Origin of the sequence: Flavobacterium sp. YO12 (genome assembly GCF_004119495.1) — a bacterium.
GTDB lineage: Bacteria > Bacteroidota > Bacteroidia > Flavobacteriales > Flavobacteriaceae > Flavobacterium.
Window position 1 is genome coordinate 1 of sequence record NZ_NRQU01000052.1, and the last position, 25,153, is coordinate 25,153.

At 34.5% G+C, this 25,153-nt stretch carries 16 protein-coding genes and 1 pseudogene; 4 read left to right on the top strand and 13 right to left on the bottom strand.

Going from position 1 to position 25,153, the window contains the following annotated elements; all coding sequences use genetic code 11:
- The first annotated feature begins 82 nt into the window (after positions 1–82).
- Both BOW55_RS15535 and BOW55_RS15540 read left to right on the top strand, forming a co-directional pair.
- The gene (locus BOW55_RS15535) at positions 83–1,138 is read left to right on the top strand and encodes a serine hydrolase (protein ID WP_129024854.1); all 1,056 of its coding nucleotides are present in this window, start codon (positions 83–85) and stop codon (positions 1,136–1,138) included.
- The gene (locus BOW55_RS15540) at positions 1,135–2,061 is read left to right on the top strand and encodes an alpha/beta hydrolase (RefSeq protein WP_129024855.1); all 927 of its coding nucleotides are present in this window, start codon (positions 1,135–1,137) and stop codon (positions 2,059–2,061) included. Before BOW55_RS15535 ends, BOW55_RS15540 begins: the two co-directional genes overlap by 4 nt.
- A 141-nt stretch (positions 2,062–2,202) precedes the next feature.
- Here BOW55_RS15540 and BOW55_RS15545 read toward each other — a convergent pair whose 3' ends face one another.
- From BOW55_RS15545 to BOW55_RS15570, 6 genes and pseudogenes are all read right to left on the bottom strand, one after another.
- Complete coding sequence (locus BOW55_RS15545) at positions 2,203–2,916, bottom strand: DUF1266 domain-containing protein (RefSeq protein WP_129024856.1); 714 nt, start codon at positions 2,914–2,916, stop codon at positions 2,203–2,205.
- 12 nt (positions 2,917–2,928) lie between these two features.
- The gene (locus BOW55_RS15550) at positions 2,929–3,621 is read right to left on the bottom strand and encodes a hypothetical protein (RefSeq protein ID WP_129024857.1); all 693 of its coding nucleotides are present in this window, start codon (positions 3,619–3,621) and stop codon (positions 2,929–2,931) included.
- A gap of 17 nt (positions 3,622–3,638) precedes the next feature.
- Positions 3,639–4,100, bottom strand: coding sequence for a hypothetical protein (locus tag BOW55_RS15555; RefSeq protein ID WP_129024858.1), 462 nt, complete (start codon positions 4,098–4,100; stop codon positions 3,639–3,641).
- Between the two features lie 266 nt (positions 4,101–4,366).
- Positions 4,367–6,219, bottom strand: a pseudogene (locus BOW55_RS15560) (rhamnogalacturonan lyase).
- 174 nt (positions 6,220–6,393) lie between these two features.
- Complete coding sequence (locus BOW55_RS15565) at positions 6,394–8,520, bottom strand: hypothetical protein (RefSeq protein ID WP_129024859.1); 2,127 nt, start codon at positions 8,518–8,520, stop codon at positions 6,394–6,396.
- Between the two features lie 143 nt (positions 8,521–8,663).
- A complete protein-coding gene (locus BOW55_RS15570; protein WP_241686590.1) occupies positions 8,664–12,125 on the bottom strand; it encodes a DUF4450 domain-containing protein in 3,462 nt (1,153 codons plus the stop codon).
- A gap of 276 nt (positions 12,126–12,401) precedes the next feature.
- On the opposite strand from BOW55_RS15570, the gene BOW55_RS15575 reads away from it, so the two are divergent.
- Both BOW55_RS15575 and BOW55_RS15580 read left to right on the top strand, forming a co-directional pair.
- On the top strand, positions 12,402–15,257 hold the full coding sequence (locus BOW55_RS15575; protein WP_129024860.1) for a glycoside hydrolase family 2 TIM barrel-domain containing protein: 2,856 nt from the start codon (positions 12,402–12,404) through the stop codon (positions 15,255–15,257).
- A 194-nt stretch (positions 15,258–15,451) separates the two neighbouring features.
- Positions 15,452–16,927 (top strand): rhamnogalacturonan acetylesterase, encoded by a 1,476-nt coding sequence (locus BOW55_RS15580; protein ID WP_129024861.1) that lies wholly within the window; start codon positions 15,452–15,454, stop codon positions 16,925–16,927.
- 135 nt (positions 16,928–17,062) lie between these two features.
- Here the strand turns inward: BOW55_RS15580 and BOW55_RS15585 are convergent, their stop codons facing one another.
- From BOW55_RS15585 to BOW55_RS15615, 7 genes are all read right to left on the bottom strand, one after another.
- Positions 17,063–17,239 carry a histone H1 gene (locus BOW55_RS15585; protein WP_029272605.1) on the bottom strand — a complete coding sequence of 59 codons (177 nt, stop codon included), beginning with the start codon at positions 17,237–17,239 and terminating at the stop codon, positions 17,063–17,065.
- A 306-nt stretch (positions 17,240–17,545) separates the two neighbouring features.
- Complete coding sequence (locus tag BOW55_RS15590; protein ID WP_129024862.1) at positions 17,546–18,874, bottom strand: glycoside hydrolase family 28 protein; 1,329 nt, start codon at positions 18,872–18,874, stop codon at positions 17,546–17,548.
- Between the two features lie 36 nt (positions 18,875–18,910).
- Positions 18,911–20,203, bottom strand: coding sequence for a DUF4861 domain-containing protein (locus tag BOW55_RS15595; RefSeq protein ID WP_129024863.1), 1,293 nt, complete (start codon positions 20,201–20,203; stop codon positions 18,911–18,913).
- Between the two features lie 38 nt (positions 20,204–20,241).
- A complete protein-coding gene (gene rhaM, locus BOW55_RS15600) occupies positions 20,242–20,568 on the bottom strand; it encodes an L-rhamnose mutarotase (protein ID WP_129024864.1) in 327 nt (108 codons plus the stop codon).
- Between the two features lie 36 nt (positions 20,569–20,604).
- Entirely contained in the window at positions 20,605–21,675 is a 1,071-nt protein-coding gene (locus tag BOW55_RS15605) for a glycoside hydrolase family protein (RefSeq protein WP_129024865.1), read from the bottom strand.
- 248 nt (positions 21,676–21,923) lie between these two features.
- Positions 21,924–23,453: a sialate O-acetylesterase gene (locus BOW55_RS15610; RefSeq protein WP_129024866.1), complete on the bottom strand. Its 1,530-nt coding sequence runs from the start codon at positions 23,451–23,453 to the stop codon at positions 21,924–21,926.
- Between the two features lie 160 nt (positions 23,454–23,613).
- A complete protein-coding gene (locus BOW55_RS15615) occupies positions 23,614–25,149 on the bottom strand; it encodes a RagB/SusD family nutrient uptake outer membrane protein (RefSeq protein ID WP_129024867.1) in 1,536 nt (511 codons plus the stop codon).
- Positions 25,150–25,153 lie beyond the last annotated feature (4 nt).

Below are 25,153 nucleotides of genomic sequence, written 5' to 3' on the forward strand. Positions count from 1 at the left end.
TTTATCCTGTTAAAATAAAAATACAAAACCATCGTTTTCAGTATTAATTTTCAAACCTAACTTCAAAAAAATCAAACCTTAAATGAATCATTTTCTTCGACTAACGTGTGTCTTATTTGTTCTTTTTCTTTCTTCCTGTCATTCTTTTGCACAACAAAAAGATAATTATTCCGCCAAAATTGACAGCTTAATTAAAGTCACAAGTCCTAGATCATTTAATGGGGTAGTTTATGTACAGCAAAACGGAAAAATGAAGTATGCAAAAGCTTTTGGATACACTAATTTTAATACAAAAGAACCACTTAAAATCACTGATAGATTCTCGACAATGTCTATTGCCAAACAAGTTACAGCAGTACTCGTTTTAACTGAAGTCGAAAAAGGAACAATCGATTTAAAAGCTACCGTTCGAAAATATTTACCTGATTTTAAATACAGCTGGGCAGACTCTGTTACTGTACACCAATTACTTAATAATACATCGGGAATTAGCAGCGAAAGCTATGATAAACCTTTGAAATTTTCTCCGGGAAGTAACTTTAGTTACTCTAATCCCGGCTATTCTCTTTTGGGTGAAATTCTTGAAAAGCAAAGCAAAAAAAGCTATAATCAATTAGTAACAGCATTGTTTAAAAAATGCGATATGAATAATAGTTCTTACCCTTCTGAAAGTGCCCAAAAAACTTTAACAAAAGGACATACTGTAAAAACTGATGGAACAATTATAGTAAATGAAAAAATCAATTTTGAGCCGTCTCAATATTTTGGTTCCAATTTAATTGTAACAGCACCAGATTTAGCAAAATGGAATGAAAAATTACATAATGGTAAACTGCTAAAAAATGAGACTTATAAATTAATGACAACTTACTCTATTACAAACACACATATTCTTTTTAGCGACAAACCAATTGGTTATGGATATGGATTACGAATTAATGATCAAGCGGCTATAAAAGAAATTGGACATACTGGTTTTCATCCTAGTGAGGGTTTTACTGCAGTTAATTTGTATTATCCTGCAAGTAACACCAGCGTAATTGTAATGGAAAATCAAGCAAATGAAAACTTTGATATTGCGTACTATTTTGAACAGCAGATACGAAGAATTGTTTTAAAATCTAATCTTTTAAAATGAAGAAGCTGCTATTTATAGTAAGTTTGGTTCTCTTCTCGATACCATTTTTTGCTCAGACTATTTACTCTAAAGCATACGGAAACAGTAAAAATCCTGTTATTATTTTTATTCATGGCGGACCAAGCGGCAACTCTAACCTTTTTGAAGGAACAACTGCCGAAACTCTAGCTAATAAAGGTTTTTATGTTATTGTTTATGATCGACGCGGAGAAGGAAGATCAAAAGACGAAAATGCTGTAATGACTTTTGATGAAAGTTTTAATGATTTAAATCAAATTTACAAGATTTACAAGATAAGCAAAGCTAATATCCTTGCTCATAGTTTTGGAGGAATCGCTGCCACTTTGTATACGGCTAAATTTCCTGAAAAAGTAAGTTCACTAATTCTTGCAGGAGCTTTGTTCTCGCAGCAGGAAACGTATGATCACATTCTAAAAAAAGCTGCTGAATATTTTAAAAATGATACTTCTAAACTTTCTCAGATCAAGAAGATTGAAAACCTGAACAAAAGCACTGCAGAATACCGAAAGGGATGTTATGATATAGCAAGTGAAATGAATTATTTTGTAATGCCAAAACCAACAAAAGAAAGTACAGCATTAAGAAATCAATATGAAAAAAGCATTTTTTATAAAACTGCTGTCAAAAATGCGGAATCGCCTATCAAGTTTTACAAAAATGAATCAAAAAATAACATCGACACCAAATCGATACTTCGAGAAATAAAAGCTGAAAAGATTCCCGTTTATGCCATTTATGGTAAAAATGACGGTATATTTTCAGAGAAGCAATTAAAAGATATACAGCAAATTACTGGTAAAAACAATTTCAAAATACTGGATAACTGTTCTCATTATTTATTTTTAGATCAACAAAATGATTTTATAAATTTTGTATCAAACAAATTGAAGAGCAAAAGCTGATCGTTTGGCTATAATTTAAATTCCTTTTAATCGAGAAACTAATCTTAAAAATAAAAAATCGCAGCGTTTACAAAAGTATACGCTGCGATTTTTTTTTTATATCTAATTTTCTTCTGCTAAAAATGAGACTTAATCTCTGTCTTATAAGTACTTTTTATTACTCATAGGGCTTTTTTTGTTATGAAGTAAATCATCAGCAATTTGAATCATTCCGCTGTTGTTTGAACCTCCCCAAAGCTGCCTTCCAAATATATAGCTTTTGGTATACTCTTCCCAAGTTACGCAATAACCCTTTAGGCTTTTGTATGATTTTTGAAGATATTCTTTCAACTCTGCTTCAGAAAGATAACCAGCGTCATAACAACAACGTGCTAAAAAAGCTCCTCTTCCATAATTCCAAGCAGTATCTTTTGTTCTTTTTATTTGCGCGAAATCTTTAATTACATTTTGCTCAATTAACTCAGGAACAACATTATTTAGATTTCTGTATATCTCTAAATATCTTTTAAAAATTTCTTCTTCACGAGGTAAATTCGATTTTAAAATAGAAACATAATCTTCTTTATTCTCAAAAGCATCATATACAATATCTATATATTCGTCGTGATTTCTTTCCTGCAAATTTAAAAGTATTTCTAGAGCCCCCTCCTTATCAAAGATACTCCAGTAATCCTCCAAAATTGTTTTTAAAACACTTTTGCTGAGTCCTGTTTCGTAAGAGTTAAGGAAGGCTGATTGCTGCTCAGCGTACATTGAACTAATTAATAAATAATCCAATTGTTGACCAACGACTACATTTTTATCGTTTAATCGTATACTTTTAAATGCATTAAAAATCTTTGAAAGAAAAACCATTTCTATTTAATTTTATCTCAGATTAGGAAACTTACTTTGTAATACTTTTACAAAATTCTCTCCTACTACCTGATATTTTGCTCTTGTTAAGAACTGTTTATTTACATTTAAAATATCTGCCGGGTCTGGTGTGTAATGCAATCTGTCGTGAATTTCAAGTGCCAAAGGATTACCGTCTATATTGAATGTAATGATGTGTGTTTTTGGTAAATATTCTTCAGCCGATTTTGCGTATACTCCTAACTGTGATTTTAAGATTCCGCCATCTTTCAGTTTTGCTTCTTCAATTCGGAAATTATCAAAAACAATGTGCTCGTCTAATTCTCCAACTGTATCTGTACTAAAAAAGTGTAGATCATTACCGCTCAATACCCAAAAACATTCTGTTTCTATTCTTTGCAGTTTAACTCCTACTGTCGAAAGCGCAACATTTTTTAGACCATCGCTTACCATTTCCTGAACTTTCTCAGCTTTAGTTTGCGGCACAGATGCAGAAGTATAGGCATCTATAGTTTTGCCTTTCATCCATTCTTTTAGTTGTGGAAAATCTTGTTTTAGAACCTCTTCTTTATAAAGATCATATTTTGTTCTTTCAACATCTAAGTCAATTTCTTTTTTTACCGAAGCATGTTTTTTATTCATGTATACCATAAAAATGATACCGGCAATTACTAAAACAACGGGAATTAAAAATAGTGGATTCATAATTTAATTAAATTTATTTAAAGGTTAAGTGGTTTGACATCTTTCTTTTTCTCTTTTCCGAACAAGCCGTAAAAAATCAAGCATAGCAGAAGAAATAGAATTATTTTTCCGCCATACTGTGTATAAAACCCAAGTTTTAATAACTGATTTTTATCTAATTTATTTGTACTGATTATTTTTTCAAGCTGTTCATTAGACAACTCATAATAGCGGTCAGAATCAGGTTTTACTAACACGAGCTTTGGTTCTTGAGTGATCCAAACGGGTATCCATGCTATACTATATTCCTGGTGAAGCCTGCCAAGATCTAAGTGTACATTTGATTCTTCTTTTGAAAGATATTCATCGGTGTTTGGCAAGTCTGAGACAATCTCGATTTTATCAATTTTTCCAATTGGTATTTTTAATTTGGCTGAAGCCGTAGTGAAAGAAAATAGACTAATAATTACTAATAAGAAAATCTTTTTTATATCATTCATAATTTTCAATCGTCTCAATTTAATCAGGATTATTTTAAATTAGTCTATATTTTAATACAATACAAAAAATAAAATAGGCGAGTATTGTTAAAAAAAACCTCTTGGAAAGTTCTATTCAAATATATATCATTTTTCTTACACCAAACAATAATAAAATTAAACTTTTAACTTTTTTACTAGAATAACCTTATTTTAAAGAGCTGATTGTTATTTTATTTTAAATTTTATTTTAACATTTTACAAAATTTTTAGAATGTCTGTCTCGCTTAATTATCTTTGAATTTAACCAATACAATATTTGGTTTTGGAGCCGATTCCATAGCTGCTCCCATATAAAAACTAGTATGCGGCGGCTGATTATAACCAACATTCTGCCAAGCGATGCTTAATCGATATTGCGGATCATGCATTAAAGTATATTGTCTGACATTAGTTGGAATTGTTGTGGAATAAATTCTAAGTTCTTTATTATCTTCAGATCTCAAAATCAATTCTTCGCGCCAGTCGCCTAAAATATCTGCAGAAAGTGCAGGGGTCGATTTTGTGCCGTTGTTTGAAACAGCTCCTTCGGCAGTAAACAATCTCCCGTAATTATATTTATCGATATAATTTGAATTTAAAAGTTCCCTCGAAGTATCACCGTCCCAATAAATTAAAAAGTTAGTTGAACTTGGCGCTTTACCAATATTATTTCCTTTCATATCATGCAGATACGGAGAACCTGACCACCAGCATTGCGCACCTTTTCGAGTTGGGTCAATATTGTCTGCAACACCTCGGCCTACATCTTCATTAAGAGAACCAGTAAACAATACTTTTCCATCTTTAGCCGAAAATAAAGTGACGCCCGGACCTGTCGTTCCGTTTTCAATTTCATGAATTCCAAAAACCTCTAAACCCGGAATATCCAAATCAAGATCAGAAACATGAATCGCATCTCCGTGTCTAAAACCCGTTGTATACAAACCTTGCTCATTATCATCAACACACATTGATCCGTAGATTATTTCATCTTTTCCGTCATTATCGACATCAGCAACTGTAAGATTATGATTTCCCATTCCCGAATATGGATTTTCAGCATCTTTACTGTCAAAAGTCCATCTTGACGTTAATTTTTATTTTTAAAATCCCAAGCAGCCAAAACCGTTCTGCCATAGTAACCACGACACATTACAACACTTGGGTGAATTCCGTCGAGATAAGCAATACAGGCAATAAAACGATCCATTCTATTTCCTTTTGTATCATTGCCGCCGCTTCCTCCTCTTCCACCCCAGCCAGCCAAATCGCCTCGTTGTGGTATATAATCTACGGTTGTAACTAACTTTCCTGTTCTGCCGTCAAAAACCGAAAGATATTCTGGTCCTTTTAAAATCTTGCCATACGTTTTAGAATCAGGATCACGGTCAACCCAGTCTTTTGAAGCATCTCCAACCACATTTCCTGCGCTGTCAGTTGTGCCATCTGCAGTTTTGCAGACCACTTCTGCTATACCGTCACCATCTAAATCATATACCATAAACTGTGTATAATGTGCGCCTTCGCGAATGTTTTTTCCGAGATTAATCTCCCACAAAAATGTTCCATCTAAAGTATAAGCCTGAAATATTGGCGGATCTGTAATTCCTGTTTGAGAATTATCATGTCCTTTTCCCGTCATATGAACAATCAAATCGTATTTTCCGTCTCCATTTAAATCACCAACCGAAACATCATTTGCTGTATAGCCCTCAATTTCTCTTAATTTAATCGATAAATATTGTTTATCAGAAACATTCGCTGGAATTGTAAAACTCCCCGAAGCTTCAGATTCCTTTCCATTTAAAACCGTTTTAACAAACCAAGTATTCTCTTCTTTAGCATTAGCTTTAATATCAACAAAATTGGTCGCGCCTGTAATTGGCTTTTCATTCAATAAAACAGCTTTTTTAGCACCGCTTTTTCGATACAAATTAAAAGCCAGATCATCAGAATCTGTTCCTAAAACACGCCAGCTCACAAAAAAATGACCTTTATCTTTTATCGCGATAATACCACGATCTAGATTTTCCATTTGTCTTTGACTCAAAACTGTCAAACTCACAAAAAACAATAAAAAGAGAATATATTTTTTCATAAATTTTATATTGAATTGTGGTTAGTTATTTCACGCAGATTTAGCAGATTTATTTTAATCTCGCAAAGTCGCAAAGCCGCAAAATTTTTATTCTAAGATTTTCTTGGCGTCTTGGCGACTTTGCGAGAACTGCATATAAAACTTAGCTCCTTAGAACCTTAGAACCTCAAAAAATCAAAACATCTTCTTAAATCCCTCGCTCTTAACCTTCCAAGTTCCATCTTTTGGGAAACCTGGATTTTCTCCTTCAGATCCGTCCCAGCCTGCACACATCATGGCAACAGCAGTTAGAATTCCGCCATTACCCGGAAGATAAAGCGTTAATCGTTCCGCCTGATAATTATGTCCGTTTTTTAAATACGTATTCGTTGTTACTTTCATAAAAAGAGCATCAACCGCTTTATCAGGCATATTTAAACGGGCTGCTGACATCGCCGTCATCGGGAAATCCCAACCCCAGGTTTTATCCCACGACCAAGTTTTCCAAACCAGATCAAAGGTGTTTTTCATGATTTTCTTATCTAAAAGAGAAGTTTCAGGAAGCATTCCAAATGTTCCTAAAACAGACGGATGATCTGTTTTGAATTCGGGATTGGTATAGGAATCTGTTGCGCTTTCTGTTGCTAGATACACATTATCTGCAACTGGAAGTTTTGACAATTTAGCCAAAACCGTTTCCCACTTTTCAGGTACTTTTTGATTTAGCTTTTTCTTCCATTCAATTGCTGTTTTCAAAGCCCAGTTCCAATATGCCAATTCATACGTTGGATTAAAAGTTTCCATTGCTTTAAAACGTTCTTGAGCCGGAATCACGCCCGGACCTAAAACATAACGATCCGTTTTTGGATCGTAATTAGCAAACGAAGCCATAAAATCGGCCGTTGCAAAAACACGTTCGCTGTATAAATTTAAAGTTGAAGTTGTTGGTTTTGCTCTGTAAATCAATTCCGCATAAGTAATAAAATGCGGCTGCTGCCAAATTAAAAATGACCCTACAGACGACGGACTTTCGTTGCCGTCTGCATCAACCATTTTCTGCCATCTTGCTCCTTCAAAACCTTGTCTTTTGGCAATGTTTTTTGCTTTATCAAAAACCTTTTGATACCAAGGAAGACTCTTTTCTAACAATTCTGGTCTATTCCAAAGTGCAAAATGAACACCGTGCCACCAATGCATTTCTAAATGCGGTTTTCCATACCAGCTGTTATATGTTAAACCCGTTTCCTGAGGCGGTACTTTTCCAGTACATTGCAGTTTCGTAAGATATTGTGACAGAATAATTCTGCGCTCCAGTTCATTGGCGCGAGAATCTGTACTGCCTGAAAAATCAACTGCAGCGCCGCTGTTCCAGAATTTCTCCCAGCCTTTTATACTGCTGTTTTGAATGTCTGTGAAAGAGGAATTTTTAATTGCTTTTTTTTCTGCTAAAGCAAAAAGACAGCTCAATTCTAATGTATTAGTATTCGAAGCTTCAACAACAAAATAATGACCTGAAGTTTGTTTTATCTGAGCATTTCCTTTCCAATTTAAATTTACATTGTACGAAATACTGTCCATTACATGAGTAACAACGGCTTCTGTTTTTGACTTTGCTGTAAGTGTGCTTTTATAATCTTGTTTTCCGTCCCATTTTGTACCCATATCTGCCCAATCTCCTGTTGGAAATGGAATTCGTAAACTTATCTTTAAACGTTTTTGCTGTAATAAATCTGATTTTACTTTTACGCCAATTTCATCTTTTTCCTGATGTGAAGCTGTTAAAACTGTTACTGGAGTTCCTTCAATTTCAAAATAACTTTCGATTTCTCCCGTCCACACATTTAGTTTTTGCGAAATGGCTTTTACATCAGATGGCTTTACCAGACTTCCATCTTTCTTCGTAATTTCAAAACCTAAATTCCCAAGCTGCAATAAATGCGGATTCTGTCTGAACCAGTTTACTGCTTCAACTTTTCGTTTTGGTTCTTTAATCTGAACCGTGTATGAAATGTCTCTTCCATATTGCTTATAATCTCTTAAAGTCTCCGAAAACTTATAATTATTGGTGTTTTTATAACTATCCCAACCCCACTCCGATTGTGTTCCAAGCGGAATTCCGTTTTGATATTCTTTCGGAAAAGTCTGCAGCCCAGTAGCATCAACTGTAAAAGCAAAAGCACCGTTACCAACCGTTAAAGATGCGAGAGTATCAATAGCCGAAATTTTGACATTATGCCTTGTTACTAATGCCTTTCGATCGATTTTCTGTGCAAAAAGCGAAACCGAAAATAAGAATACGGTTATGAATTTATAGTTTTTCATGTGGTTATTTTGTTTTGATAGTTTTTTTGAAGTTTAGGGTTTCAGATTGGCTTCGACTTCGCTCAGCCTGACAGCCAATCTTTTATCAGGCTGAGCGAAGTCGAAGCTCATTTCTACAATTATCTCATTATGTAATTGACTAATTATCTAATTAATGTTAAACTCATCAAACCAATCACAACATCATTTGCAATGGTTTTTAAGGTGAGGCTTTTTAAAGTTTTATTTTTATCCAAGGGTAATTCTAAAATCGTTCCTGCTCCCCCGTCAACTCCGTAGCTGCTAAATCCTTTTATGGTTTTAAAATCTTTAAAATCTCTAGAAATTTCGCCTGTTTTAAAATAAACTCTTGGCGGTCTTGCAGCATCGGTTGTAAAGGCAAGTCCGTCTATAAAATAATCTTGTTCTATTGGCCACCAGTTTTCAGGATTTTTTAATGGTAAAACTTCCGAAGTTCCGTCAGTATACTCTATTTTAATTTCTCCGTTTACGATTCGGCTCTGCATTGGGTTTGTAGTTCCTGCAAGCATAAAATAAGCGTGTGAAGCTTTTCCGTTTAACGGAATATTGATACTTTCTGGGAAGTTATCCCACATCGATGTAAAGATTATATTTTTCTGATTTTCATCAGAAGGTGTTTGAAAAGGAACTCCGTTTGAAGTTGTAATTTTTCCTGTCTGCTTTGCTTTTTCACGTAACCCTTTATCATCAATTTGAACAGAAACGTTTGGATAACACCAATTTCCAATTCCTTGTTTGGGCAATTGTAAGGTTACCGTTTTAGGTCTTGGCGACAAATATTCATAATTGAATATATCAGTGACCTTTGCATTAAAAAAAGAAGATAATGATACCGTTTCTGTTCGCTGTGATTTGTCCAGCGGAATATCCCAATTAAAATCCTTCTGATTTGATTCTTTAGGTTTTATGTTTAACTCAACAGGATACCACCACGATAATTCACCCTGTTTCATCTGAATAAAGAATGTTTTATTTCCCTCGCCATTTACAATTGATTGAAGTGTTCTTTCTTTTTTATCAATTTGACTTAAAACGCCTTGCGGATCATAAATTGAAACCATTTCTCCTTTCGTAATACTAATATTTAAAGCATCACCTGAATTGTATGAAGGCTTAGTATAGATTTTTCTAAAAGTTCCGCTTTTCCAATTGATGACTACATCATAAACTTTATTGTAAGGAACTTCAACACTGATTTTTGGCGTTCCGATGCTCTCTGGTATACCTTTCCAAGAGACATTTTTTCCATTCACACTAATACTTTCAACTCCGTCAAAAGGAGCTTTTAATAGTAATTTCAAGTCCATTTTTGCAACAAAATGGTTTTCGATATGATAGCTGTCTTTCTTATCTTTTCGACTAAAATCAATTGAAATATCAGGAATTTCTAAAGATGCGTTTTCCCATTTTTCAGGAAAACCTGGCTTTATGGTTAAAACTTCATTTACAGCATCCGGCTGAATCCCGAAAAGTCCTTCGACTAACGTTCGAGAAGCCATTCCAATTGGATCAGCAAAATCGCGGTATAATTCGCCTCGCATAGCATCTTGATACATAAGTTGTTCAAAACCACCCGGAGAAGCGCCTAAATACATACTTTCAATCAAAGCGCTTTCCCACATTGTATACGCTTGTTCAGATTGCCCGCCTTGCCAGAATGCCAGCGAAGTATGCAATTGTTCTGCCAAAGCAACATTATTAGTTGACCAAGTATAGGGCTGCCAGTTTGTAGTGCTTATAACATATAAATCTTTTTTATCCAATCCGTCTGCTGCAATTGGAATATGCGGAATTTGATTATTGATATAATCCAACATTTGATAACTCTCAAAAGGATTTGATAATTCTGAATCTATGGTGTGGTAAATGCTCCAAACTCCCGGTGAATCGTGCAATATTCTATTCCCTAAAGCATCTTTATATTCCGCAAAAATTCCTTTTTTCGGAATCCAAAGCTGATTGTTTGTCGCTTTTAAAATTTTATCGGCTTCTTTTTCAAAAGGAACGGCATCTATATTTAGTTTTTTAGCCAGTTCTGCCGCCATTTTATTCGCATAATAATTATAAGCCGAAGAATGAATTACGCCGCCGCCGCTGTATTGCAAAGCATCGCTTGCCCAAATTGAAGCATAAGCATCGTAAAGTCCGTCATTATCTGGATCAAAATTTCGTTTTTCCCATTTTAAATGTCGTTCAATTGTCGGCCACATTTCTTTTAAGAAAGTCAAATCTCCTGTCCATTTAAAATGACGAAACATCTGATCGAAAAAAACCAAATTCATATCGTAATGATGCGCCACATTATTCTTATTCGGACTTCGGCTGATGTAACCGCTGCTAAACATTGAAGTTCCTATTTCTTCTTTCTGACGCGCTAGGTTTTTTTCTTCATCAAACACAACTGGACCGCTTTCAGGCGATGTTACCTGCGAATTACTGTAACTTGTAAAATGCGTTTTTGCTCTGTCGTGCCATCCTAAAGGATCTGCTGTGTAAGCTCCGCGCCAAGCATTTAAATACATTCTCCAGGCAATTGCACCATGAAGATAAGCTGGACTTTCCCAAATTCCGTCAGAAGCAATAGCAAGCGCTGAACCTAATGTATTAATATAATTATCAGGTGTTTTTACTTTAATTCGATTGGCTAAAAGATGTGTTGCTGTAACCGATTTTTCGAAAAGTTCGGCGATGGTTTTCTGTGTATAATTTACTTTTGAAACTTCAGGAACAAAAAGCCAATAGCTTCCTTTATCGGAAATAGAGCTTACTTTCCCGCTTATTAACGGCAGTGCTTCAGATTTAGAATTAAAAAGCTCTAAAGGTTTATTCTGAACATTAGCATCTGCTAAACGAACATCAGAATTTGGAAAAAATCCAGTAACACTTTTATTATTTCCTGTTTTCTGTTTGTTGCTTTCAGAACCATAATCTAAAAGGAAAGATTCCTTTTTCAGCGTATATTTATTATTGAGGCAATAATTGGGCTGTAAATAAAAAACCGATTCAGGATCTGCGCCAATATCACCGTCACGACTGAACTTTTTTCCCGTTGCTCCTCCATAAGCCCAAATTAAACTAGTCTTTTTTGACCATTTTTCGCTGTATAATTTTACAATAAAACCTTCACTTTCTTTTAATGCGACAACGTCAATAAATAATTTCCCTCCTTCCAAAATTGGATCTTCGATTGTGTATTGCATTGTTCCCAAAACATAACGTGTATCAATTTTCGCTGCCTCGGTAATCCATTTGCTTTCTTTTCCGTTTGTTAAACCTAATTTAAAATTACCGCCCATTCCAGGCATATACATAGCAAATTCTGGCAAATCTCCCGTTTCAACTCTAAATCCGGTGTTGGAACCATAAAGTGCACGATTAAATTTTCGGGTACCATTTTTTAAAACAAAACTATTTCCTTCGGGTGCGTAATGTAGTTTACGAATGGGCGCTTTTTCCTGACCAAAAACAATCATAGTTGAAGTCAGAAATAAGCCCGCTAAAGTGCAAATAGTACGTTTTTTAATTCCCATAAAATTCAAATAATTGATAATTCTTAAAATTTGAATAATAAAATTTATGCTCATTTATTTTATTAATTCAATAATTGAGATGCAATTTCTTTGTTTTTTAGCGGGATACTATCCTGCACCTACCTGATTTTATAAATTTAAAAAATATATTAATTTTTAGAATTATCCAATATTTTTTAACATCATAGTACAGGATACAATATAAAAAAGGAACAAGTAGATTTGAAAGTACAATCGCTGATTCTTGATTAAGTGAAAAGAAATAGAAATTGTAAAATGACATTTTAAACGGATTAAACTATACTTAATTTTAAAGTTCAACAAAATAATATGTTTTCAAACCCTACTTTCAAAATTCTATTTTTTATCTCGCTTCACCTTTTTATTATTCAAACCTCACAAGCACAAAAAACAGATTTAATTTACCTTTCGGGGAAAGATTTTGAGCATCCTGTGCAATGGGATTTTTATTGTACTGATGGAAACAACAGCAAAGTCTGGTCTAAAATAAATGTACCTTCTCAATGGGAACTGGAAGGTTTTGGCGAATATACGTATGGACGCTGGTATAAGGAATTGAACCAAAAAGAACCAAGCAAGGAAGAAGGTTTTTATAAATATGAATTTGAAGTACCGTTTGATTATAGAAATAAAAATGTTCTAATCGCTTTTGGCGGTGCCATGACGGATACTGAAGTAAAAATCAACGGGAAAATTGCGGGTGCAATACATCAGGGTGGTTTTTATGAATTTAAATATGATATTTCTTCTTTACTAAAGTTTGGTTCTAAAAATATATTGGAAGTTCATGTTTGGAAACATTCTGCTAATAAATCTGTAAATAACGCTGAACGTAGAGCGGATTGGTGGCTTTTTGGCGGTATTTATCGTCCAGTCTGGCTGGAAGTTTCTCCTAAAACCCATATTCAGAATATTGCTGTAAATCCGAAAATGGACGGTTCGATTACTGTTGATTTAAACCTGCAGCAGATTCCAAAAAACACGCTTTTACAAGTTTCACTTTCTGGTAAAAATGGAGAAAATTTCCCTGCTTTTACTTTTCCGCTTAAAGCGAAAACCACAAAAGAAACTATCACGGCAAAATGGGAAAATATTAAGCCATGGAATCCTGAAACTCCCAATTTATACAATCTAAAACTGGTTGTAAAACAGAACGGAACTGTACTTCATGAATACGAGAAAAAGATTGGTTTTAGAACTTTAGAATTTAAAAAGAAAGACGGCATTTATGTAAACGGCACCAAAATTATCATGAAAGGTATTAATCGCCATTCTTTTTGGCCGGAAGGCGGACGAAGTACAAGTAAACGTATCAGCGAACTGGATGTTAAATTAATTAAAGATATGAATATGAATGCGGTTCGCGGTCATTATCCGCCTGATGATCATTTTCTTCAAGTATGCGATTCGCTTGGTCTTTTTGTTCTAAATGAATTGGCAGGCTGGCAAAATTCGTATGATACTGAAACGGGAACTAAATTGGTTAAAGAAATGGTGACACGCGACGTAAATCATCCATCGGTTATTATTTGGGATAACGGAAATGAGGGCGGCTGGAATTATGATGTTGATAAAGTGTTTGCCGAAAATGATCCGCAAAAAAGAATCGTCATTCATCCGTGGGCTGATTTTAATGGTTGGGACACACACCATTACCCAACTTATCTAACGGGAATGCATCGCTTTAATTCTGGTGAAAATGTATTTTTTCCAACTGAATTTATGCACGGAACTTACGATAACGGACATGGCGCGGCATTAGAAGATTTTTGGAATCGATACAAAGAAAGTTCACTTTTTGCAGGAGGTTTTATGTGGGCAATGCTTGATGAAGCGGTAAAACGTTCGGACTGGAAAGGGGAACAAAAGTTTGATTCAAAAGGCTCTTTGGCAGCTGATGGAATTCTAGGACCTCATCGTGAAAAGGAAGGAAGTTATTTTTCGGTTAAAGAAATTTGGGCGCCGATTCAATTTCAATCCAAACAAATCACGGATGCTTTTGATGGTACTTTTCTAATTTCGAATGATTATCTGTTCAGTAATTTGAATTCCTGTAAAATGGAATTTAAAGTTTTAAAGTCCGAAAATGATGTTTTGTATACGAATAAAACAGCTCAGGAAATAAGTTCGGGGAAAATTGAAATTCCGAGTATTGAACCAGGAGAAACACGAAAGATTAAATTTGATGTACCCCAAAATTTCTTTGAGGGCGATATTTTATCGATTACGGCTTTTGACCAATTTGAAAAGGAAATTTATACTTGGACGTGGACAATTCACAAAGCTGCATTTTATGCCTCTAAATTTCTAGCGGTTCAAAATACAAAAGCAAAAGCTTCAGTTACCAAAAGTAATTCTGAAATTACTTTAAAAGGAAATGATGTTACGGTAGTTATAAATGCGGCAACTGGAGAACTTCAAAAAATCAGTACTAAAACTGCCGTAATTCCGCTTACGAATGGTCCGCGCCCAATTGGAATGAAAGCAAAATTAAAAGATATTCAGATTTCGCAAGAAGGTGAAAAAGCAGTCTGCATTGTAAATTATTCGGGCGGATTATCTTCTATAAAGTGGATCATGGAAGCTGATGGAAGATTAAAAATGGAATTAGTGGCTTTAAAAAATGCTTCTGGCGGAGAAGGTTTTGACGGCGCTTTTTTTGAAGATAAAATTAATGCTTTTGGTATCACATTTAGTTTTCCTGAGAAAGAAGTTACTGGAATTAAATGGTTTGGAAAAGGTCCGTATAGAGTTTGGAAAAACAGAATTAAAGGCACAACATACGGTTTTTGGGAGAAGCAGTACAACAATACGATTACTGGAGAAAGCTTTGAAAACCTGATTTATCCTGAATTTAAAGGTTATCATGCTAATGTATTGGGCACCAATTTAAAAGCAGGAACCTCATCGTTTAAAGTTTTCAGCGAATCTGAAAATTTGTTTCTGAGATTATTTACTCCTGATCTGCCTAAAAATGGTTTTCCGAGAAGTTACCCACAGCCTGATTTTCCCGAAGGTGATATTTCGTTTATGTATGAAATTCCTGCAATGAGAGATTTTAAACCTTTGGAACAACAAGGCCCGCAAAGCCAGCCGACAAATATTCGAATTAAAAAAGGCGACGATGGGATAAGGATGGATTTGTGGTTTGATTTTAGATTTTAGATTTTAGATTTTAGATTTTAGATTTTAGATTTTAGATTTTAGATTTTAGATTTTAGATTTTAGATTTTAGATTTTAGATTTTCCTATAAAGGCTTCGACTTCGCTCAGCCTGACAAATAAAAACAGCTGTCACCCTGAGCGAAGTCGAAGGCTGGTTTACTACTTACAACTTATAATTGATAATTAAAAAAAACATGAAATCACTTAAGATATTTTTTATTTTCTCTTTGGCTCTATTATTCATCAATTTTACGCCAAAACAAGACCATAAACCCACTCTTTTTACGGTGGGAGATTCTACTGTAAAAAACGGAAAAGGCAATGGTGCAGGCGGACTTTGGGGCTGGGGAGATTTTATTGGACAGTTTTTGGATACTACAAAAATTAAGGTCGAAAATCATGCTCTAGGCGGTACAAGCAGTCGTACTTTTCAAGATAAAGGTTTGTGGAATGTGGTTTTAAATAAACTTAAAAAAGGCGACTATGTACTAATTCAGTTTGGACATAATGATGACGGACCTTTAAATGACAGTCTGCGTGCTCGAGGTACAATAAAAGGTATTGGAAGTGAAACTCAGGAAATTGATAATATCCTCACTAAAAAGCACGAAACGGTACACAGCTACGGCTGGTATATTCAGAAAGTAATTCGTGAGGCTAAATCAAAAGGCGCTATTCCGATTGTATGTTCACCAATTCCGAGGAATGACTGGAAAAATGGGAAAGTACCTCGAAACGATACTTCATATGGTTTATGGGCAAAACAAATTGCCGAAAAAGAAAAAGTCACATTCATTAATTTGAATGAGAAAATGGCCGTTGAAATAGAAAAACTTGGAGAGCAAAAAGTTACTGGAACTTATTTTTATAAAAGAGATCATACGCATACTTCTGCAAAAGGAGCTGTTTTATCGGCTTCGGTAATTATTGATGAAATAAAACACAGTAAAAACTCCTTAAAAAATTATGCTCTTGAAAACCCGAAAATTGTTCTGCCTGTAAAAAACAAAGTCTTTTTAATAGGCGATTCTACTATGGCTGATAATGGAAATCCAGATGCTGTTGGCTGGGGCGTTGCTTTTCCAAAATATTGCGATACTACCCGCATTGCCGTTATCAATAAAGCAAAAGGCGGCAGAAGCAGCAGAACTTTTGTTTCTGAAGGTCTTTGGGATGATGTAAAAAATCAATTAGAACCGGGTAATTATATTTTAATTCAGTTTGGTCATAATGACGCTGGCGCGGTTGATAAGGAAAAATTCAGAGGTTCGTTAAAAGGAATCGGCGATGAAACTCAGGAAGTAATTCGTCCTGACGGATCAAAAGAGCTTGTACATACTTTTGGCTGGTATATGACAAAGTTTATTCGAGAAGCTAAAGAAAAAGGCGCGATTCCGATTGTTTTAAGCTTAACGCCAAGAAATGAATGGCCAAACGATAAAGTAGAACGCAGAACGGATACATATATAAAATGGTCGAAAGAAATTGCGGAGAAAGAAAATGTTCTTTATATAGATTTGAGCGAAGCGGTTGCTAAAAAATATGAAGCTCTAGGGAAAGAAAAAGTTAAAAGCTTTTTCCCAAAAGATCATACACATACAGGTGCAGAAGGCGCTGATTTAAATGCACTGACTGCTGCAGAATGTATTAAGAAAAGTTATGAGTTATGAGTTATAAGTTGTGAACAAACCTTCGACTTCGCTCAGGGTGACAGCTGTTTTCATTTGTCAAGCTGAGCGGAGTTGAAGCCAACTTGAAACTTAAAACAAAAAAAACCTCATCAGGTTGACGAGGTTTTAATTGTATTATTTTTTTGATTCTTCGATAGAAACTTTTCTGAACTCTTTCAAAAGTTTTTCGATTTCTAAAGTAGCTTTACGTGCTCTTGGTCCTGCAGCTTTGATACCTTTTTCAGTTAAAGATTCAGCTTCTGCTTTGAATGCGTCAATTTCGGCGTTGATTTTTACTAATAGATCTTTCATGCTTGTACTTATTAAATTAAGGCGCAAAAATAGAGGTTTGATTGATAGTTACAATAAATTTGCTGTTAAAATTATCATTGTTTTTTGTGCTTTAAATTAGCGTTAAAATCACATTTTATTTTCATCAAAACTCCTTCATTACAACAAACTATTAATCAACTATTTACTAACAAATAAAAAAGAGAATGCTCTTACAAGTACTCCAAGATGCTAGTTTAAAAAAACATACAAACTTAAAAAAAAAGCTAATTTTTGTTCTGTTTTAGTTAAAAAAAAGCAACTGCTTATTGAGGATATGCGTAAAAATTACTCTATTAACTGCTTATTTACATAGACATTCTTAAAACTCACCCCTTTTATTAGGCTTTTATCAATACTTGTTTTGGTCGCTTGAATGTTCAAATTCTCGAATGTAAAATTGGATAAACGTACGTTTGGATCATTTTCTACACCATAAAAAGTTTCGCATTTTAAATCAATATTTTTCAAGGTTACATTGTCTCCATAAGACAATGGAACGTCTGGACGGCCTTTTAAATCAAAAAATTGTTTCCAAGCAAATATCGCCAGTCCAGTTTTAGCTTCGCCTTTTATATCTTCTACTCTTATATATTCATATCGCTGTGGTGTATCTGGTCTCATTTTAAGCCATAACATTCGTGAAGCTCCATCTATTTTACAATTTCTCATAATGACATTTCGATTATGAATCGATTCGCTTCCGTTTGTTAATGCGGAATGACAAAATCCGAAATTGGTGTTTTCAATTATTATATTAGAATTTGGACCGTTGTTTTTATCTTGATCTGCATAAGGCCCTTTTCCGCCCTTTAAAGCTATTGCATCATCGTTTACTGACATATAACAGCCTCGTATTAATACATTGCTGCAAATATCAATATCAATAGCGTCTGTACTTGGTGCTTTAATTTCGATATGAGGTGAAAAAATATACAAATCAAGCAGTTTTACATTATTGCATTTATAAAAATGATTGGTCCAAAAACCTGAGTTAATCAGTTTTACATCCTGAAGTTGTACATTGTTTGAGTTCCATACAAAAACAAGTCTTGGTCTCGAAACTTCTAGATTGGTGCACTTTGGATTAATTTTTCGTCTTTCCCAAAAGGCTTCCCAATATTTTTTACCATTTCCGTTGATGGTTCCTTTTCCTGAAATCGAGAAATTGTCAACACCGTAAGCGTTTACCAAAGCAGGAAAATAATCCAGGTTCTGCCCTTCCATTCTTGATGGCATTATTGGATAATCAGCAATATTATCTGAGCCTTTTAAAACTCCTCCTTCTGAAATGTATAATGCTGTTTTTGGTTTAAAAAATAAGGCACCGCTTAAATAAACTCCTTTCGGAATCACAACTACTCCTCCTCCATTTGCAGCCGCTTTATCAATAACTTTTTGTATTGCAGCGGTCTGAATTTTAGTGCTGTCTTTCCCAACATTAAAATCTGTAATAATGTATTGTTTGCCTAAACTCTTTAATTGAATTTTAGAATAATCTTTAAACCAATTTGAAATTGGACTTCCGTCTGGGAAGGTTTCATTAGTATAATTCTGCGAGAATGTGACTTGAGAAAAGCCAATAACGCAAAAAAGGATTCTTAAAATAGTTTTCATTTGGTTAGTTGTTAGTTTTGTAGTTATGTATGACTGTTATTTTACCTCAACTTTAATTTTAGCCGATAACTGCTTTGCCAAAGTTGTCACGTAAGAGGTGAAATATGCTGAATCTTTAAAGTTTTTGTCGGCGCTGAGTTCCCAGCCGGCGATTGGGTAGTAACTTACTTCTTGATTATTTTTTACAGAAACTTTTATTAGATATGAATCTGTTAACTGTCCTGTTTTTGGTGCTTCTATATATCCCTTGTAAACATTTTTAGGAACTATTACTGCGGTTCCTAAAATCCATTGACGTTCGTAAGTCAATTTATCATGCTGAATAAAACAAACAAAATCTCCTGCTTCAATTACTTGCAATGGGTTTTGATTGTTTAAATTAGAAAGCGTAATTAGTAATGTGTCGTTTCCTTTTAAACCATTTACCGAAACTGTATTTTTATAACCATACATTCCCGGCCAGATTGAAGCTGTTTCTTCTGCTTGATATTTATTTCCTGATGCTTCCCAGTTTTGATATTTATAGTTTAGAACTGAATTTACAGGGCCTTCGCTTACGATTTTAAATGTTGTCTTTTCGATATTATTTAAAGTATCATTGGCTAAAATTCCAAGTCTGTTTATTTTATTATCATTGGTCAACAGAGCAAAACCTCCTAAACCTGCTGAGCTTCCAACAGGAAAAATATCTCTCCCCCAATCGTGCATTACGTGGTAATTGTCTTCAACTGCACCTTTGCTGTTTATTCCAACATCTTCTGGGGTAATTCCCGGCGTTTTTTTTCCAAAAACATCTTTGCAATTTCTTCCATCTAAATAATGTCTAAAACCTACTTTATCATTTTCCCAAGTCGGGCCATCAGTTTGGTATTTTTGATAACCGAGTTTTTTATGCACTTGATTCGCTAGTAAAACTTCTTGTGTATCTGGATGAACGGGCAGGTTTTTACCTTCTCTTTTTCCAAATCTGGCACTTGTTCTAACCGTGAACTTTGGATCTTTATTTGACCAGCTTAAAACGGCTTTCTTTTCTTGGTTTGCTGCAAAATCAGTTACCAGAAACAATTCGTCCCATTTTCCGTCACCATCTAAATCATTTACCTGAGCCGGAATTGTATCTTTTTTGTAAATTAAAATAGGGTACGTTCCAGATTCTTTATCTAGGGAAAGTTGGTTTCTTTTGATGGAAATAGCTTTTTGAGTCAGCTCTAAATTGGAAGTGTTTTTTAAAACAATTGTATTTCCAGCTGTTTTTTTCTGTGCATTACTGCTTGCAAAAACGAAGATCGATAATGCAATTGGTGCATAAAATTTTATTGTATTTTTCATTCTTATTATAACTTTTTAATTTAAAACAATTTACTCATTTAATCTAAATGGAAAACCTCTTTTAGTGTGTTTGTTTTTGGTGAATTGTCTGGATTTGTTTCCATAATATCAGCCATATAATTCCACCATTTTTTCATAAGAGGATGGCTGGAAAGCTGTGAACGATCAAAATTTAAACTTAATTTTTGAACGCCAAAAAGTATTCCGCTTTCTTCATCTAAAAAAATAGAATAATCCTGAATACCGTTTTCAGACAATAAGGCTGTCAATTCTGTCCAAATAGCATCGTGTCTTATTTTGTATTCGGTTTCAAAACCTTTTTTCAGTTGCATTGTAAAGGCATTTCTAACAATTTGATTTTCCATTTTTTCTCTGTTAAACTGTTTGATTTAAAATTTCATCTAAACGATTTTAAAAATAAATGCTGATGAAGTTTCATATTTTCCTCCTTGCGACGCCGTAAATAAATAAGTTGCTTTTCCGTTTTGAAATAATAATTGAGGGCGTTCTGCGCGTCCGTATCGATTTAAATGTTTCGGAGCTTCTGGTTCTTTTACATATTTGTTTAATGGCTGATATGAAATTTGCGGATCGCTCCAATGAATCCCATCTTTGGAGTCCATATAAAGTCCGTAATCCATTCCAAAAACACCCATATCTCTCGCCAGCATTTTGAACTTTTTATTTTCATACCATACAAAAGCGTCTTCACATTGTTTGTTATCTCCTAATTTTGAAAAATCAATCAATGGATTGTTTTTGTATTTTATATAAGGACCTGTCAAAGATTTAGAAATTGCCAATCCGTATTTTCTGTTTCCTTTGATTGGGAATTTTGGATTAACATAATTCTCTGTATCTAATGATTTATAATAAAGCCAATATTCGCCGTTTGGATGTTTTAAAAAAGATGGATTTGTAGTTAGTAAATCATCCCAATCACCTTGTTCTCCAGGCTGCAACAATGGTTTATCTGGTCGTTGCCAAGGACCGTAAAGTGAATCTGAAATTGCCAAACCAATTCGCTTTGTATCCATTTTTCCATTCGAATTTCCCATGAAAAAAAGTGCATATTTTCCGTCTACAAAATGAATGCTTGGATTATGGCAAGTTGTAGCATCCCAGAAACCCTCACCTCTTGGTGCTAAAATAGTGCTGACATATTCATAAGGCCCTTCTGGTTTATTGGCAACTGCATGTACAATTTCAGAACCGTTTATCCAGCCGCTCATGCTTTTTGATTTTTTCCAACGAGAAAAGAATACATGAATCTTACCATCTGGTCCTTCAATTGGGCTGTTACACCAAACATAATAATCTTCAAATTCTAAGGCACGCCCGACTGGTCGAAGTCTTTTCTCAAAATCTGAGAGTTTTGGATCGTCGAAAAAAGCACTGGCTTCTGCCGAAAACGGAAGACACAACGCAATGGCTGCTAGAGAATTTCCAATTAAAAATTGTCTTCGATTCATTTGACTTTTATTCCGATTTATATTTATGTCTTAAATATTCTCACGCAGATTGAGCAGTTTTTTTTACAAACTAATTAATCATTTGATCTCTGGCTTTACTCTTAAACACATAGAAACATAGATTTTTTAATTCTGCAAAAGAGTCTTTAAAAAACTAGTTTTTACACATAGCTATGTGTGTTTATGCAAGTGAAACGCCTTTATTAAATTCAATAAGCTATGTTTCTATGTGTTCAAAAAAAACGTTTTTACTTCTTTTCAACTAAAACCCATTCATCTGTTCTAAAAGGAGAAGCGGGTAAGTTTTCATTGTTGAATAAATTAGGTTCTGGAACAGCTTTCCAAGCAAATCGAACTGCAACAGGTTCTTTTACTTTAGGCGAAGTGACTACTATTGTTTTTCCTTCAATTTTTGCTTCGGCAGGATAAAAAACTTGGTCATTTCCTGCTATTTCAAATTCTTTTAAAGTATCTCCTGTTTTCTTTAATCCAGAATCAGCATAATCAAAAAACAATTGTACTTTTTGTTTCTTGATTTTCATATGATTAAAAATAGGACCTGAATACACAAGTTTATTTTCTCCATACGTTTTAGCTCGTGCGATAAGGGCTAATCTATAACCAACAGTCTGTTTGTCTATCGGGTGAATATTTTGTGCATCTCCGACATCTGTTGTAACAACCATTCCGCTGTTTGGTATTGTTTTTAAAGACATTAATTGGGTTTCTCTTATTTCTGCATTTTGCCCTTTATGTGGTGTTATCTGCACATAATAAAATGGGAATTCTCCTTGTTTCCATTCTTCTCTCCAGCTTTTTACCATAGTTGGAAATAAACTTCGATACAAATAGGCTTTTCCTGAATTGCTTTCGCCTTGATACCAAATTGTTCCTTTTATAGTATAGTTTACTAAAGGATGAAGCATAGCGTTGTACAAAACATAAGAAGTTTTATTGGGTTCTTTTTTAGGCTTTTTTAATTGTGATTTTGGAGCATTTGCTGCGCTTGCAATTCGTTCGTTTGTAAGTGCTAAATAATATGCTTCCAGCTTTTCTTGATATACTTTTTCGTTTTTTGCATCTTCTTGCAAAATGGGCAGGAAAGCAACATCTTCTTCTAAAACACTTTGCGCGGTCCAAGCTTCGGCTTTGGTCCCGCCCCAAGAAGTAGATAGTAAACCGATTGGCACATTTAGTTTTTGATACAAATCTCTTCCAAAGAAAAAAGCTACTGCCGAGAATGTTTTAATACTTTCAGGGGAACAGATTTTCCAGCTTCCTGTAACATCTTCGAGTGGTTTTGCCGATGCATTGAGTGCAACTGTAAAAAGTCGGATATTAGGAAAAACAGCGTTTTTTACTTCTTCTTCATAGTTTTTGACACCTGTTTTCCAAGTTCCCTCTTCTCTTCCAACAGGGAAAAACATATTTGACTGACCGGAACAAAGCCAAACTTCACCAATAAGAATGTTTTTCAGCGTAATTTTGTTAGAAGCTTCAATTATTATATCGTAAGCCGTTTCTCCTCCTTTTGGCGTTTCGACTGTCGTTTTCCAATTTCCTTCGGCATCAGCAGTAACATTTACTGGAAGATTTGACCATCCTAATTGAATGTTTATTTTTTCGTTTGGAGAAGCCCATCCCCATAAATTAACTTTTGTATTTTGCTGTAAAACCATATTATCGCTTACTAGAGCTGGAAGTTTTACCTGCGCTGAAAGTGAGAGTTTTGCACTCAAAACCAATAAAAGTAAAAGAATTTTATTTGGATTTTTCATTGTTAGTTTTTTTTATCTAAGTAACACTTTAAATTTAAATTAGCTGTTCTTTTTTTGCATCCTGTGCTTACCTGTTTTTTTTTACACATAAAACCTAAAAAAGCTGTCTGAAAAAGACAGCTTTTTAAAAACAAAAAATATATAAAAAAAATACTAATTACTAATCGTAACCTAAATTTTGATCATAAAGCCCTGGAACTGCAAGAAGTTCTTGTAACGGAATTGGATATAATAATGAGTTGTTATCGATTGTTCTGATTTTATTCTCAGTATCTTCAGCAATTCTCCAAGCGTTCATCGTAGCCACTGCTTTTCCTGATCTAATTAAATCAAACCATCTTGTTCCTTCGGCAAAAAACTCTTTTCTTCTTTCTTCAAATAATTGATCTAAAGTAATATTTACTGCATTTGCAGGCACACCAGCTCTAGTTCTTACTCTATTAACAATTGCATCAACATCTGCTTGAGTACCGCCGCCGCCATGAAGTGTACATTCTGCCATAAGCATTAGCACATCAGTATAACGAGTAATCATAAAATCAACTCCCCAATCTTCGCGTCCGTTTCCGTATCTCGCAGGATCGATGTATTTTTTGAAAACCGGCAGGGTGTAACTTCCTTTGTAAGTTCCAGAAGCTACAGTATAACTTGTAGCAATACCATAAAGTTGTCTTTTATCAGCGGCTGTAAACAATTTCATGAAACCAGTCGAAATTGGTCTTGCTTCTAAAGCTCCTTGTGCTGATAAATTTACAGAGGCAAAATAAGGTTCGTACCCTAACTCTACCATAAAGTTTCCTCCTACAGGAGTCGAAATATTTTGTGTGTAAGAAATAGTCAATACGTTTTCTTTATTGGCATTTCCTTCGGTTTTAAAAATTGGTTCGTAATCTGTACCAAAGGCATATAAACCACTCAACTTAATATCATTTAGTTGTTGATACGCTTTGTCCCACTCATTTAAACCTAACATTGCACCGTCAATTCCGTAAGTTGGGCTTGAACGAGTCATATAAACAAGTCCTAAAAGTGCTTTTGCTCCATATTTTGTAACACGTCCGTAATTTGCATTATCATAAGAAGGAAGTAAATCTGGAATTGCCAATTCTAAATCTGAAATAATTAGTTTGTAAACATCTGCAACTGCAGTTCTTTTTATTTTCGAAGCTTCTCCTGCAGTCATTGTTCTGTCAATTAATGGCACACGTCCGAACCATCTTAACAAATCAAAATAACAGAATGCTCTAAGAAAACGTGCTTCGGCAGCCATTGCAGTTTTATCGGCTGGATTTGTAAAAATCACATCTCCTTTTTCTGCAATTTTTTCTAATAACTGATTTGCTTTATAGATTGCATTATAATTGGTAAGATATGCTTCTTTCACATAAGTATTTGAACTGATAGAAGTGTAAAAACTATTAATTCCTTCCCAGTCTCTAGATGCTGTTGTTGTAGCCATCAAGTTATCAGATCTGGTTTCACTTAAATTCATTACTCGGTTTGCATAACCATATACAGTTGCTCCGTGAAAAGCAACAGAATAAGTTGCATTTCTTGCCTGTACAAAATCGCCCGGCGTTGCATAAAAATTTTCGATCGTGCCTTGCGATAAAGGCAGCTGAGTCAGCTCATCTGTACAAGATGATTGTGCGAACAACATTAACGCACCTGCTGCTATGAAGATATATTTTTTCATTTTC